A 14,145-nucleotide genomic window follows, 5' to 3' on the forward strand; every position below is an offset into this window, starting at 1 on the left:
TGGCTAAAATCTTAGTGGAGTATGTTAGGTTTAGGTGGGGGTGGCTATGGAAAAGTTGACGTTAATGTTGATTATTAGCATGCTTTTTTCAGCAGGGTTATTAGCCCGCCAATGGCAAGATACTGATCTTGATGGTGTGCCAGATTTAAAAGATGTCTGTGAAGATACTGCACGAGGTCAGATTGTGGATGCTCGTGGCTGTGATAACCGCCAAGCCAGTACGATGACAGTACAGCAGCTTAGGATAATACCAAACTTGTGTTTTGCGACGAGTGACGGGCAACTCTTTCCGGCTAGTTGTACAGAAAAGTCATCTATTACGGTTAAGTTTGAGTTTGCTCAATCTCAAGTGCTCATGTCACAGGTGCAAGCATTTGAAAAGCTGAACCTTTGGTTAGCCGTAACAAGAGTGCCTTTGTTGCTTGTGGGGCACACAGACTCAATCGGTGAAGTGAGTTTTAATCAAAGGCTATCATTAACTCGGGCTGAACAGGTAAAAAAAGTCTTAGTTGAGCAGTTTGGATTTGCAGCCAATAGATTTCAGATTAAAGGTATGGGGAGCCAGTCTCCCATTGCCAGTAATCAAAATGCGTATGGTCGTGAACAAAACCGACGTGTTGAGTTTTTAGTTATTGTTCAATAGTTTTATCATATATTTAAGGGAGTATGTAAATGGATAACTTGCAAGGTTTAATGGACCAGGCACCAGAGCTAATCGTCACCTATGGCATGAAGATACTGTTTGCTATCATCATTTTTGTCATTGGTAAGTTTTTATCGAATATCGCAAAAAAATTAACCACAAAAATATTGAACAAGCGTAAAGTCGATACAACTGTTGTGTCGTTTGTTTCGAATATGGCTTGGGCTTTAGTATTTGTATTTACCATCGTAGCCACGCTGGGGCAAATTGGCGTGCAAACAGCTTCCTTAGTGGCTGTAATTGGTGCCGCGGGCTTGGCAGTTGGCTTAGCACTTCAAGGCTCATTGTCTAATTTTGCTGCTGGTGTGTTAATGGTGCTGTTTAGACCATGCCGCGTCGGAGACTATGTTGAAGCCGCGGGTATTTCGGGGACGGTTGATGAAATTACTATTTTTTCGACCCGACTACTTACCCCTGACAATAAGGTTGTTATCGCACCTAACTCGGCAATGATGCATGGCAACATTGTTAACTATTCTGCGATGGAAACTCGCCGTTTAGATTTAGTGATAGGTGTCTCTTATGATGCAAATCTAGCCGAGACGAAAAAGGTTCTGGCGGGTATTCTTGAAAATAGTCAGTATGTGCTTAAAGACCCTGGATACACTGTTGCAGTTTCAGAGCTTGCTGATTCATCAGTTAACTTTGTGGTTCGCCCATGGGTTAATAGTTCGGACTACTGGCCTGCTCATTTTGAAATTCTTGAGCAGATTAAAGTTGCACTAGATGAAGCTGGAATTGGTATTCCATACCCACAAATGGATCTCTATGTAAAAGAGACTCCAGCCGCTTAATGACTATCAGATAGAATAAAATCTGAGGTAATAAAAAAGGTCGGCATTTGCCGACCTTTTAGTTTCTATAGATTATACCGAATGAGCATTAATGCACGTTATCAGACTGGTACTGATAATCAAATTTTGGCATAGACCACTTAAAGTGAATAGCAAGCATTCTAAAACTAAAGCCAAAGATTAACGAAATGGACAGGTTAATCCACTCAGGTACGCCATAAAACTTCATTGCCACATAAGCCGCGGCGGTTAATAGTGCGACTAAAGCGTAAAGCTCTTTCTTAAAAATTAATGGCACTTGGTTACAGAGAATATCGCGGATAACACCACCAAATACCCCAGTAACGACACCCATAACGATAGCTATTTCAGGGCTAAAACCTAGCATTAAGGTTTTTTGAGCGCCAATAATTGAAAACACAGCCAAACCGATGGCATCGATAGCCAAAAATAGTTTAGACAGATGACGCATAACTGGTGCAATCATTACAGTGAGTAATGAGGCTGCAGCAATGGCAATCAAGTAATGGACATTTTCAATCCAAATCAATGGGTAGTTGCCGAGTAAAATATCGCGCAACGTGCCGCCACCTATGGCGGTAACACAACCTATTATGACTACCCCAAACAGGTCCATCTGTTTTTTACCTGCAGCCAGTGCACCTGTCATCGCTTCGGCAAGAATACCGATAAGCCACAAAAAGCTGATAACTTTAACTTCTAACATAATTTGCACTAGCTAAATAAAAGGGAGACGATTTTCGCTCTTTTTACGTTAAAAATACAATGATAAAAGCTATGTTGTTGCATTATTTTTTCTAATGGTTGTTTTCTTGCTCCTTTCTAAAGTCTACATGTTTGCTAGGTTTTGAGTTTTTCGGGATTAGATTTCTATTTTATTTGTATTCATGTTTGTTAAATTTAGGCGTTAGAGCTACAGGCTGCGCTTTGCTGACTATTTTTTTATGTTTGTAAACTTTGCAATTTGAACTGGCAGTTCATTAAACGCCACAGTAATATTAGCCTTTGTTTGATAATTCCAGATCAAGAGACTTGAGGTTAACAATGATTGATTTTCGCAGTGATACGGTCACTAAACCTACGGCTGCTATGCGCGCCGCGATTAGTCAGGCTGAAGTAGGGGATGATGTTTATGGTGACGATCCAAGCGTTAACTACCTTGAAGATATGGCCGCTGAAATGTTTGGTTATGATAATGCCCTTTTTACCTCTTCAGGCACTCAAGCAAACTTACTTGCGTTGATGGGACACTGTGAACGCGGAGACGAATACCTTTGTGGTCAACAGGCGCACAATTATAAATTTGAAGGCGGAGGGGCGGCAGTTCTAGGCAGTATTCAGCCTCAACCCCTCACCAATCAGGCTGACGGTAGTATCTTACTAACGGATATTGAAGCAGCGATTAAGCCTGATGATATCCACTTTGCCCGCACACGCTTACTGAGTTTAGAGAACACCATTGGTGGAAAGATTGTGCCGCAAGAATATCTTGCCTCGGCGCAAGCATTGGCTTTCGAGCGAGGTTTGAAAATTCACCTCGATGGTGCCCGTGTTGCTAATGCAGCAGTGGCGCAAAACATGCCAATGACAGAGATTACTCAGTATTTTGATTCGGTTTCAATTTGTCTTTCTAAAGGTCTATGTGCACCCGTTGGTTCTATTTTATTAGGTGATGAGCGCTTAATTACTAAGGCGAGACGTTGGCGTAAAGTGTTAGGTGGCGGTATGCGCCAGGCAGGTATTTTGGCATCGGCAGCAACGCTGGCGCTAACAAAGCAGGTAGAACGCTTAGCTGAAGATCATGATAATGCCGCTTACCTTGCAACGGAGCTTGCGACTATCGAAGGCTTCGAAGTCGACATGTCACAAGTGCAGACTAATATGGTGTTTGCAGTGGTGAGTGACAAGATTGATACTAAAGCACTTGCGCTTGATTTGAAGGCCAAAGGTATTTTATTGAGCCCAGGTAAAACTATCCGCTTTGTGACGCACGCGGATATTTCAAGAGCCGATATAACGCACTTTATTAGCGAGCTAAAGGGGCTGTTGAGCCGCGTTTAACTGGTCTGATTTTGCGGATGGAAAGATAAAAACCTAGGTCTACGCCTAGGTTTTTTTATAGCGTGTATTATAACTTGCTTTGATAGGTATTTTGGATTGTTGATAGGGGAAGCTTATGGAGTATCAGAGGCACTTTTTAGGGGCTAGTCGTGCAAACTTAGTGCAATGATACTCAGTTATGGCTCGTTGAGGTTCTGTAAGTTACTGAATATAAAGACTATAGCTGTTGGTACTTTTTTTGCTACTACTAAATAGATATTTAACTTATAGGGCAGCAAAATGAAATATTACAGTCGTCGTTTTATTAAACCTGAGCACTTAAACCCAGCTAACTTTCTTTTTGGTGGGCAGCTATTAAGTTGGATTGATGAAGAGGTTGCCATATTTGCTGGCTGTCAGATGAAAAGCCAACGTCACGTGACTAGAATTATCTCGGAAATCAATTTTTTATCACCTGCGAGGCAGGGAGATGTAATTGAATTTGGCTTAGAGCTGATAAGTGCAGGGGCTACCTCAATCACCATCTCTTGCGAGGTGCGTAATAAGCTCACTCATTTGCCAATCGTGAGAGTCGATAAAATTGTATTTGTGCATGTGAATGAAAAAGGGCAACCCACAGCACACGGTATGCGAGCCAATGCTGCTTAACGTCGAGACTTAATCGTAAAGGCGAATAATTTGGAGAAAAAACAAAAGGCGCAATATTGAATATTGCGCCTTTAGCACGATAGAAACATCTTAATACTCAATATCAGTCTTCGCTAAGATCTTCTTTTACCGAGTTAACCGCATCTCTTGAGGCGTGGCCTATGGCGCGGGTGGTATCTCGAGTGGCATGGCCAATATCAGTTGTCACTTCTTTAGTGGTAGTGCCAATTTGACGTCCAGCGTCTTTCAATTCTGCGCAGCCGGTGAAAACGAGAGTGCAAAATAGCGCTGCTACTAAAGTTAACTTTTTCATAGGGGAGTTGTCTCTTTCTTATAATATTGCTGGCATATTGCCAGTATTATCTAAGCTGCGCTAGGGCAGAACATCACGTTATCAGGGTAGCCTTCTAATAAAGGCTGATTATATTTTTTGTTTGGTGTTACTAAGCAGCTGTTTCTAACTTGAGAATTCATTGCTATAAATCGCCTGCAGCGTGTCACGGCAGTGTCTGCACATACGCCGGCCGCAGGCCATGGGAACCACTTTAGTTGGAGGCCACTCTTAGCCTGAAGATATAGAGCTTGATGGACTTTGTTATCAAACGAAGTTTGATTTGATTTTTAAGTGTCGCAGAACTGAGAAAGCCAACTCAAATTGGCAAGCAAAATGTTGCTGGTGCTAAACCAGCAACATTCACAAAGCTAATTAGTGAAGCTTTAGATGTGGGTGCACTATGCGGCTAATGCCTTTAGCGAACATCAGTAGAGTGCCTTTAATTGGACCGTGTAGTTCAATAAGGTGTCTTCTATAAAGAGAAGTATAAACGAAGCGAGCAATCTTACCTTCAACCATTACGCCACCGCCGATAAAGGACATCAAATTACCTACAGTGTGGAACTTAGATAGGTTAACTAAGGCTCCTAAGTCTTTATATACATAGTTGTTAGCCGCAGGCTTTCCCGCTAACAACAGCTTGATATTATCGGCCGTCATCAATGCCATCTGTCTGGCAGATTGGCCGCGTGGTGGAACCCAGCTGCCATCTTCCTGTGGGCAAGCTGCGCAGTCACCTATCGCGAAAATAGCGGGGTCGCGAGTCGTTTGCATATTTTGGTTAACCATTACTTGATTGATATGGTTGCTCTCTAGACCGCCAATGTCTTTTAAGAAGTCTGGGGCTTTTACACCGGTTGACCAGATCACCATATCCGATGGAATAAACTCACCTTCTGAAGTATGCAGGCCTTCTTCTGTCACTTGGTTAATGCGGGTGTTAGTCATCACTTTAACCCCTATACCCGTTAATTCTTTTGCGACTGAAGCTGAGATCTCTTTCTTTTCGACCTTCGGCAAAATACGCTCATCGGCTTCAATCAGGGTGATCTCTAACAGGCTGCTATCGATTTTATAGCCAAAACCACGTAACTGGCCAACCGCGTGGTGCATCTCGGCCGACATTTCGACACCCGTTGCACCAGCACCTACGACAGCAATTTTAATTTTGTCATCTAACTGATGATGGCTTGCATAGCGCATGAACTTATTTAACAGCATGGTACGAATTTCCATGGCTTGTTCTGTGCTATCTAAAAATACGCAGTGGTCGCGCACACCAGTAATATTAAAGTCGTTTGCGATACTGCCAATAGCAATTACCAAGTAATCGTAGTCAATAAGACGAGCAGGCAGTAATTCGTGGCCTTTATCGTCATTAATGGCCGCCAGCGTGATCTGTTTGGTTTCTCTATCTAGATCTATCATCGCACCTTGCTGAAAGTGATAACCATGGCTTGCAGCATGGCCTCGGTAGCTTATGGCGTCGATACCAATGTCGAGCGCACCCGTTGCAACTTCATGCAGAAGCGGTTTCCAAATATGGCTTTCAGCACAATCCACTAGTGTGACTCTGGCTTTGCCTTTACGTCCAAGCTGGTGGCCGAGTTTAGTGGCGATTTCCATACCACCTGCGCCGCCACCTACGATGACAATATTTGGTATTTCATGCATGAGTTTTATAGTCCTTAATCAGATAAAGCTGAAAATAAATATAGTTTCTAGAGCGTCAATATTAAGCCGTAAACACGGTGACATCAGGTGATTTACATCTGGTTATCTATTGTTCTATATACAGAATACTTGTGATGAAAAGCCAGAAAAGTGTAGCAGCAGATATGGGAAACGGCAATTAGGGCCTTGTTAGTGTAAAAGGCTAGTGAAATGAAGTTAATAGTTTCTAATTGACTGTATTTAAGCTGTTTTTTGTTTTTATTTATAAGTTTTTACGGACTTGGTTTGGGTCAAGTTAGTTGGTGATTTGTGAACTGGGTAGGAGGGGAAAGTCAGAGTTGTGATCTTGCTCTTTTGTTACATCGAAATCAAAAGCGGCATGCTTTAGATTCTAATCACTAAAACATGCCGGCAATTATTAAAGCTTGCTTAAGCGAGACTTATAGTCCTCGATAACGTGCTCCATAATTTCTTGCACCGATGTATCTTTAGTCTTGTTATCCATAAACACTTTGAAAGTCACTAATGCATGTTTGTCATCGTTGAGACGATCATTTTGCATTGTGAAGTAGGCCTGTTCCTGTTCACACTCTCTTACGACAAACCCTTCATGTTCAAATAGTCGGTTGCCAGAATGGCCGTGCCACTTGGTAATTCTGTCGAGGGCTATTTCGCAAGAGCGGTTTAGCTCAACGTGATTTCGCCAGCTTGTTGGGTGTGCAGGATCCTTAACGTGAGGGCATCGGACTGTGTAGTTGTATACATGAGAGATTGCTGTCATAAATTACCTACCTGTTCGCTGTGACTAATGCCATCTTAGGCATTGTTTTTTATCTTGGTCAACCACGTCTGTGGTTTGAGCGTACTTTCTGTGTAGTTCAAGCAAAAATGGGCTAACTAAATATCTACTATTTCTATCGCGCTTTACTATAACGCCTAGTTAACACTCTAGTTGCTGTACCTATTGTTTACCATGACATTCAGCCTAATAACCTTGTCCAAGATCTCACTTTTATCGATAAAGGTAAACTAAGTAGTGGCTTTGCCTAATAAAGCATCAGTTGAAGTGTTTGCATTTCTGCTTGTTAACTCTTGCTGGTAAATAGGGCGAGATTTTTACTAATTAGGGTGCGTTGTTGTGCAACTTGTATATTTGTTGCTAAAAGGTTTTATTTGCTGGGTGGTTAAGCCTATAATTTCAGGATAAAAAATAGCGCAGACCCTATCTACCAGGAGGCTTAAATGGCCGGTTCAACAGTTTCAAACTTTAAGTTGTGGATGTTAATGTTTAGCGCCACGGTACTCACAGCCTGTGGTGACGCGCCCGCGCCGCAACAAGCCATGTTGCCTAGTGTTATTGTCAACACCGCTCATACACAGTTGATAACACCTAAATCTGAAATTGTTGGCCGCACCAGAGCATCAGAAGATGTGATTATCAAATCTCAAATTCAAGGTCAGTTACTCAAGCGCAGCTTTATTGAGGGGGATGATGTTACTGCGGGTGATCTATTATTTGAAATCGATCCAGCGACTTATGAAGCAGAGTTAGCCCAGCAAAATGCGGTATTAAAGCAAGCGATTGCATCAAGAGATGTGGCGGTAATGAACTGGGAACGTGGCCGTCGGTTATTACCCGATGGCATGATTAGTGCGCAGGATATGGATGAGTTGACCAGCCGTAAGCTCACCACGGCAGCGGGAGTGGTTCAAGCCGAAGCCGCCGTGCAATCAGCTGAGCTGCAATTAAGCTATACCAAGGTCTACGCGCCAATATCAGGCCGGATTAGTCACTCAAAAGTCAGTACGGGTGACATCATTACCCCGCAATCAGAAATGGCTAGTCTAGTACAGCTTCAGCCTATGTGGGTAAGCTTTCAGGTGGCAGAAAAGAAGCTGATTTCAGCCCAGCAAAACTTTTCTAAGGCAGCCGATAGAGACGTTAAAATCACCGATATCGTTATGCGTTTAAGATTACCTAATGGCACCATGTTCGATGAAGTTGGTTATATCGACTTTATTGGCAACCGTGTCGACGCTGCGACAGGTACCTTGCCCGTACGTGCAACGTTTAAAAATGACGACAAGCTAATGCTTCCAGGCTTGTTTGTCACCTTAGTGATTGAATCTCCTATCACAGAAAATGCACTACTTATCCCTCAAGCTGCAGTGCAGGAAGATCAGCAAGGCCGTTTCGTGATGGTGCTCAATGAGCAAGATGAAGTACAAAAACGTATTGTTGAGCTGGGTGACCGTTTCGGTGTTGAATGGCGAGTGTTAAGTGGCTTAGAAGATGGTGAACGCATAGTCGTGGAGGGATTACAGAAAATTCGTCCCGGTATCAAGGTTAACCCAGTGGAGCAAGAAGTTGTTCCTTTCAAAGAAGATGAAAAATCATAGTTGGAGCAGACAAGATGGATGCATCTATTCACATCTGCTCAAGCTTTCTAGTTGAGAGCCTCTATGAGCTAAGCCAACCTTTGACAGGGAATATCATGATGAATGAGTTTTTTATTAGAACAGAAGCCCTAAGTTTGCCGCTTTTGACAGGGGAATGTCATGATCAGTGATTTTTTTATTAGAACAGAAGCCCTAAGTTTGCCGATTTTGACAGGGGAATGTCATGATGAGTGATTTTTTTATTAGAACAGAAGCCCTAAGTTTGCCGCTTTTGACTGGGGGAATGTCATGATTAGTGATTTCTTTATTAGCAGGCCAAAGTTTGCTTTTGTGATCTCGACCGTTTTGACTTTGGTTGGTCTGATTGCAATTCCAGTTTTATCCGTTTCTGAGTTTCCAGAAATAGCACCGCCACAGGTCAGCGTATCAACCAGTTACTCTGGTGCTAGCGCCGATATTGTTAAAGACACCGTAGCACAACCTTTAGAAGCCGAAGTTAACGGTGTAGAAGGCATGCTGTATATGGAGTCGAAAAGTGCTAACGATGGTAGTTACTCGTTAAATGTTACTTTTGAGGTTGGCACCGATGCCGATATGGCTCAGGTGAAAGTACAAAACCGAGTGCAGCAAGCTATGCCGCGTCTACCCGAAGAGGTAAAGCGTCAAGGGGTAAAAGTCGAAAAACAAAGCCCTAACATGCTGATGGTGGTCAACCTCGTTTCCCCTAATGAAACCTTTGATTCACTGTTTATTACTAATTATGCCGGTTTAAACGTTAAAGACGCACTTGCGCGTCAATATGGTGTGTCTAAAGTGCAAGTGATTGGTGCACTGGATTATGCCATGCGTATTTGGCTCGACCCTGACAAAATGGCAAGCCTAGCGGTTACTGCGAGCGATGTTATTGCAGCGCTACAAGAGCAAAATATTCAAGTGGCAGCAGGACGAATTGGCGCCGCGCCAGTCGATCCTGAGCAGCAATTTCAGTACACACTGCAGACCAAAGGTCGTTTACAGGACCCTAAAGAGTTTTATGATGTGATGATCCGCGCCAATAACGACGGCTCAAAAGTGGTTGTTGGCGATGTGGCACGAGTCGAGCTTGGCTCACAAACCTATGATGCCCAAGGTAAGCTAAATAACAAGCCTTCGGCAATTATTGCCATCTATCAATCGCCCGATGCAAATGCTTTAGAAGTCGGTAAAGCGATTAAAGCCGAAATGGATAAACTGTCTGAGCGTTTTCCTAACGACTTAGAATATGAAGTGCTTTACGATACAACGGAGTTTGTTGAAACCTCTATTAAAGAGGTGGTTCAAACCCTGTTTATCTCTATTGCGCTGGTGGTTTTTGTTGTGTTTATCTTCTTGCAAGATGTACGTTCAACACTCGTACCTGCTATTGCTATTCCTGTTTCGCTTATTGGTACATTTGCCTTCTTGCTTGCTTTTGATATGAGCATCAATACCGTCTCTTTATTCGCGCTTATTCTCGCAATTGGTATTGTGGTCGACGATGCGATTGTGGTGGTGGAGAATGTCACACGCTTGATGCAAGATGAAGGTTTATCGCCAAAAGAGGCGACCTCTAAGGCGATGAAAGAGGTGACCGGCCCTATTATTGCGACCACTTTAGTCTTGCTTGCGGTGTTTGCGCCTACTGCTGTGATGCCGGGGATCACCGGGCAGATGTATGCCCAGTTCTCCGTGACTATCTGTATCTCTGTACTTATCTCTTCAATTAACGCACTGACCTTAAGTCCAGCGCTTTGTGCATCATTACTACGCCCGCCTAAGACACATACTAAAGGTTTCCATGCTGCCTTTAATAAGTATTTTGGAAAATTTACAGGCAAGTATATGAAGCTAGTGTCGTTGCTGACACGTAAGCTGGTCATCGTTGGCGTGGTGTATGTTGGTCTAATCCTTGTCACCGGCGGAGTCGCAAAAATGTTACCGTCAGGCTTTGTGCCGATGGAAGATAAGAAAGCCTTCATGGTGGATATTCAGCTACCCGATGGCGCCTCTCTTAACCGTACCGAAGATGTGATGCGAGATCTGGTTGAGTTAACGCTTGCCGAACCGGGTGTGGAGAATGTGATCCATGCTAGTGGCTTTAGTATTTTAACCGGTTCAGTCTCATCAAATGGTGGTTTGATGATTGTCACGCTATCAACTTGGAGTGAACGTGAATCACCCGACATGGTTGAGTCGGCGATTGTAGCTAAGCTACAAGCTAAATATGCCGCTAACCCTGCGGTGAAGGCCATGGCATTCTCATTACCACCCATTCCTGGTGTTGGTAGTGTTGGTGGCTTTGAGTTTGTATTGCAAGATACTCAAGGCCGAACACCACAAGAGTTGGCATCAGTGATGCGCGCCTTGATCATGAAAGCCAATGAGCAACCGGAGATTGCTATGGCCTTTAGTAATTTCCGCGCCGATGTGCCACAAATGTTTGTTGATGTTGACAGAGATAAAGCCAAAGCACTTGGGATCTCGTTAAATGAGATATTCTCAACGATGCAAACTATGCTCGGCTCTATGTACGTTAATGACTTTAACCGCTTTGGTAAGGTGTTTAGGGTTATCTTGCAGGCAGAATCTGAGTACCGTAACTCCGACAGAGATATCTCTCGTTTTTATGTACGCTCTAATACTGGCGAGATGGTGCCATTAAGTACGTTGGTGACCGTGACGCCAATTCTCGGGCCTGACGTGATGAATAACTACAACATGTTTAGTTCGACCACTATTAATGGTTTCCCTGCCCCCGGCTTTAGTTCGGGTGACGCGATCACGGCTATGGAGCGTGCAGCCAACGAATCACTTCCTGCAGGTTACACCTTTGAGTGGACAGGACAAACTTATCAAGAGATTAAAGCAGGTAATCTAGCGCCGCTGATTTTCTCGTTGGCGTTAGTCTTTACTTACCTGTTCTTGGTTGCCCAGTACGAGAGTTGGACCATTCCATTTGCCGTTATCCTCGCGGTGCCGATTGCGGTATTGGGAGCATTCCTCAACATCTTATTAGTAGGGTCTGACTTAAACCTCTATGCTCAGATTGGTCTGGTGCTATTGATTGGTCTTGCCTGTAAGAACGCGATTTTGATTGTGGAGTTTGCTAAACAGTTGCACGAAGAGGGTAAGAGTATCCTTGACGCTGCGCAGACGGCGGCCAGATTGCGTTTTCGCGCAGTATTGATGACGGCGTTTTCCTTCCTTTTAGGGGTATTACCATTGGTGATAGCGACAGGAGCAGGCTCTGGAAGCCGCCGTGCATTAGGTTATTCTGTGTTTGGTGGTATGTTAGCAGCGACTATCGTAGGTACGCTATTAGTACCGGTTTTTTACGTTATGATGCAAAAAATGCGTGAAAGGGCCAAGGGGTTGCCTAAAGAAGCTGAGTAGCCTCAAACTCAAGTTCAAGCGCCGCAAAGACACTAGACAGCGGCTTTGTTAAGTCTAAGGTCTGCATTGATTGCAGGCCTTTTTTATACAGAGTTCGAGTCATTAGTATAACGCTATGATTGCTATCAGAAAGGAAAAAACCCACTCCTAAGAGTGGGTTTCTAAGCTTGCTTTAACTTTTGCAGGGAAAAAGCGAACCAGTCGATTATACCAAATATGTATCGCTTTGTATCCATCGCTAGGGTTAAATAATCTTAACATAGCGAGTTACGACTGTATTTAATAAATATTTGGCATTTTTTATTTCTAAAAAATTATACTCCAACTCTGATTGCCAGCAGTAAGGCTAACGATTCTTATTGAATATCAAGGAAATGAAAGGTAGCAAGCCAAATTATGGGAGCAAAATTTACCCCGCTACCGTCCACCTTTCACTTAAGTAATGACTATCAGCACTCGTTGTTAACTAGATTACAGCGCGTTGGTAAAGATTTGGCAGATCTCTTCGTGAGTTGCCTGCTTAGGGTTAGTGAAACCACACGCATCTTTAAGCGCATTATCCGCAAGTGTTGGAATATCTTCTGCTTTTACCCCTAGCTTAGTGAGGTTCTCTGGAATATTTACCGCGACAGATAACTTCTTAATGGCTGTGATTGCGGCCTCAGCACCTTGCTCATCACTCATTGCAGCGACATCTACGCCCATGGCTTTGGCAACATCTTTTAATCGAGCAGGTACAACTTGTGCGTTGTAGGTTTGCACATGAGGTAGCAGCAGTGCGTTACATACGCCATGTGGTAGGTCGTAGAAACCGCCGAGCTGGTGCGCCATTGCATGAACATAGCCAAGACTTGCGTTATTAAATGCCATACCTGCTAGGAACTGTGCGTACGCCATTTGATCGCGCGCTTCGATGCTTTGACCGTTTTCAACGGCTTCAACCAAATTACCTTGAATGAGCTCAATCGCTTTAATCGCACATGCATCCGTTATTGGGTTCGCAGCAATCGATACGTAAGCTTCGATGGCGTGAGTTAGCGCGTCCATACCAGTTGCTGCGGTAAGACCTGCAGGTTTTAGTAGCATTAACTCAGGGTCGTTTACAGATAAAATTGGCGTAGTGTTCTTATCAACAATGGCCATTTTAATGTGACGCTGCTCATCGGTAATGATGCAGAAGCGGGTCATTTCACTTGCAGTGCCAGCGGTAGTATTAATAGCAACGAGTGGAAGTTGTGGCTTGGTTGACACATCTAAGCCTTCGTAGTCTTTAATGCTGCCACCGTTAGTGGCGACTAATGCGATACCTTTTGCGCAGTCATGTGGAGAGCCACCACCAAGAGAGATCACAAAGTCACAGTGATTAGCGGTTAAGATTTTAAGGCCCGCTTCAACGTTGCCCACGGTAGGATTTGGTTGCACGCCATCGAAGATTACAGCCTTGATGTCGTTGCTTGCCAACTTGTCAGTGACCTGGGCTACCAGACCAATATCAACGAGAGGTTTATCTGTAACAATTAATGCATGTTTAAAGCCTAGCGCCTTGATGTCACCAATCGCTTCAGTAACAGCATCTTGCCCTAAGATATTGACAGATGGGATAAAAAATTTAGCAGCCATAAGAATCACCTATTACAAACAATGTTAAAAGTTGTTATCTTTTCTGGTAATTAAAGTACCAACACTAGTTGAATAAAGGTGTGATCAACTTCAAACATGACGCCAACTTAAACAAAAATAGAGCAAAAGTTGGATCTGTCTTACTAATTATGTAATTTTATGACATAGAGACAAGTATTCAGTTAAGCACAATCTTTCAGGTATTCGCTCTACTGTATTTTGATATTACTTTTCGCTCTTAATCTCTTATTTTGTGGCCAATATCGTTCAATATCGTTCAATAACGGTCAGCGGCTGCGCTAATTTTGTGCGGGTGTCTGTCTGACTGTTTAATGCTTTTTTTAGATGTTTAGATTACATCTGTTTGTACTTCCCATTTAAGGTGATGATTTCATTGAACTCAATACTGTCACCTCACTGCAACAAAACTGTCTTCAAGCTGTTATTTGCCTTTGGCATGGTAACTGCTCTATTAAGTT

General features: G+C 43.3%; 11 protein-coding genes. 6 read left to right on the top strand and 5 right to left on the bottom strand.

Annotated elements, in window-relative coordinates:
• Positions 1 to 46: 46 nt before the first annotated feature.
• Both ACVBIL_RS00660 and ACVBIL_RS00665 read left to right on the top strand, forming a co-directional pair.
• Entirely contained in the window at positions 47 to 643 is a 597-nt protein-coding gene (locus ACVBIL_RS00660) for an OmpA family protein (RefSeq protein WP_447165064.1), read from the top strand.
• Positions 644 to 672: 29 nt separating this feature from the next.
• Positions 673 to 1,497 carry a mechanosensitive ion channel family protein gene (locus ACVBIL_RS00665; protein ID WP_447165065.1) on the top strand — a complete coding sequence of 275 codons (825 nt, stop codon included), beginning with the start codon at positions 673 to 675 and terminating at the stop codon, positions 1,495 to 1,497.
• Between the two features lie 88 nt (positions 1,498 to 1,585).
• On the opposite strand, the gene ACVBIL_RS00670 is transcribed toward ACVBIL_RS00665, so the two are convergent.
• Positions 1,586 to 2,224 carry a trimeric intracellular cation channel family protein gene (locus tag ACVBIL_RS00670; RefSeq protein ID WP_447165066.1) on the bottom strand — a complete coding sequence of 213 codons (639 nt, stop codon included), beginning with the start codon at positions 2,222 to 2,224 and terminating at the stop codon, positions 1,586 to 1,588.
• A 338-nt stretch (positions 2,225 to 2,562) separates the two neighbouring features.
• On the opposite strand from ACVBIL_RS00670, the gene ltaE reads away from it, so the two are divergent.
• Together ltaE and ACVBIL_RS00680 are read left to right on the top strand one after the other, a co-directional pair.
• The gene (ltaE, locus tag ACVBIL_RS00675) at positions 2,563 to 3,579 is read left to right on the top strand and encodes a low-specificity L-threonine aldolase (protein WP_447165067.1); all 1,017 of its coding nucleotides are present in this window, start codon (positions 2,563 to 2,565) and stop codon (positions 3,577 to 3,579) included.
• Between the two features lie 279 nt (positions 3,580 to 3,858).
• Entirely contained in the window at positions 3,859 to 4,227 is a 369-nt protein-coding gene (locus ACVBIL_RS00680; protein WP_447165068.1) for an acyl-CoA thioesterase, read from the top strand.
• Positions 4,228 to 4,330: 103 nt separating this feature from the next.
• On the opposite strand, the gene ACVBIL_RS00685 is transcribed toward ACVBIL_RS00680, so the two are convergent.
• The 3 genes from ACVBIL_RS00685 to ACVBIL_RS00695 form a co-directional block, all read right to left on the bottom strand.
• Positions 4,331 to 4,540, bottom strand: a complete 210-nt coding sequence (locus ACVBIL_RS00685) for a hypothetical protein (protein WP_442529678.1) — start codon at positions 4,538 to 4,540, stop codon at positions 4,331 to 4,333.
• A 393-nt stretch (positions 4,541 to 4,933) separates the two neighbouring features.
• Positions 4,934 to 6,235 carry an NAD(P)/FAD-dependent oxidoreductase gene (locus ACVBIL_RS00690; RefSeq protein ID WP_447165069.1) on the bottom strand — a complete coding sequence of 434 codons (1,302 nt, stop codon included), beginning with the start codon at positions 6,233 to 6,235 and terminating at the stop codon, positions 4,934 to 4,936.
• A gap of 418 nt (positions 6,236 to 6,653) precedes the next feature.
• The gene (locus ACVBIL_RS00695) at positions 6,654 to 7,016 is read right to left on the bottom strand and encodes a cytoplasmic protein (protein WP_447165070.1); all 363 of its coding nucleotides are present in this window, start codon (positions 7,014 to 7,016) and stop codon (positions 6,654 to 6,656) included.
• Between the two features lie 461 nt (positions 7,017 to 7,477).
• Between ACVBIL_RS00695 and ACVBIL_RS00700 the strand changes: the two genes are divergently transcribed.
• Both ACVBIL_RS00700 and ACVBIL_RS00705 read left to right on the top strand, forming a co-directional pair.
• Positions 7,478 to 8,635: an efflux RND transporter periplasmic adaptor subunit gene (locus ACVBIL_RS00700; RefSeq protein ID WP_447165071.1), complete on the top strand. Its 1,158-nt coding sequence runs from the start codon at positions 7,478 to 7,480 to the stop codon at positions 8,633 to 8,635.
• 288 nt (positions 8,636 to 8,923) lie between these two features.
• The gene (locus ACVBIL_RS00705) at positions 8,924 to 12,046 is read left to right on the top strand and encodes an efflux RND transporter permease subunit (protein WP_447165072.1); all 3,123 of its coding nucleotides are present in this window, start codon (positions 8,924 to 8,926) and stop codon (positions 12,044 to 12,046) included.
• 471 nt (positions 12,047 to 12,517) lie between these two features.
• Here ACVBIL_RS00705 and yiaY read toward each other — a convergent pair whose 3' ends face one another.
• A complete protein-coding gene (gene yiaY, locus ACVBIL_RS00710) occupies positions 12,518 to 13,666 on the bottom strand; it encodes an L-threonine dehydrogenase (RefSeq protein WP_447165073.1) in 1,149 nt (382 codons plus the stop codon).
• Positions 13,667 to 14,145: the final 479 nt, after the last annotated feature.

The organism is Shewanella sp. 125m-7 (genome assembly GCF_052977045.1).

Excerpts from the sequence above, each read along its gene's own strand:
- ACVBIL_RS00660 (WP_447165064.1), top strand. The coding sequence starts at position 47 with ATGGAAAAGTTGACGTTAATGTTGATTATTAGCATGCTTTTTTCAGCA.
- ACVBIL_RS00695 (WP_447165070.1), bottom strand. The coding sequence starts at position 7,016 with ATGACAGCAATCTCTCATGTATACAACTACACAGTCCGATGCCCTCAC.
- yiaY (WP_447165073.1), bottom strand. The coding sequence starts at position 13,666 with ATGGCTGCTAAATTTTTTATCCCATCTGTCAATATCTTAGGGCAAGAT.
- ACVBIL_RS00680 (WP_447165068.1), top strand. The coding sequence starts at position 3,859 with ATGAAATATTACAGTCGTCGTTTTATTAAACCTGAGCACTTAAACCCA.
- ACVBIL_RS00690 (WP_447165069.1), bottom strand. The coding sequence starts at position 6,235 with ATGCATGAAATACCAAATATTGTCATCGTAGGTGGCGGCGCAGGTGGT.
- ACVBIL_RS00685 (WP_442529678.1), bottom strand. The coding sequence starts at position 4,540 with ATGAAAAAGTTAACTTTAGTAGCAGCGCTATTTTGCACTCTCGTTTTC.
- ltaE (WP_447165067.1), top strand. The coding sequence starts at position 2,563 with ATGATTGATTTTCGCAGTGATACGGTCACTAAACCTACGGCTGCTATG.
- ACVBIL_RS00705 (WP_447165072.1), top strand. The coding sequence starts at position 8,924 with ATGATTAGTGATTTCTTTATTAGCAGGCCAAAGTTTGCTTTTGTGATC.
- ACVBIL_RS00700 (WP_447165071.1), top strand. The coding sequence starts at position 7,478 with ATGGCCGGTTCAACAGTTTCAAACTTTAAGTTGTGGATGTTAATGTTT.
- ACVBIL_RS00665 (WP_447165065.1), top strand. The coding sequence starts at position 673 with ATGGATAACTTGCAAGGTTTAATGGACCAGGCACCAGAGCTAATCGTC.
- ACVBIL_RS00670 (WP_447165066.1), bottom strand. The coding sequence starts at position 2,224 with ATGTTAGAAGTTAAAGTTATCAGCTTTTTGTGGCTTATCGGTATTCTT.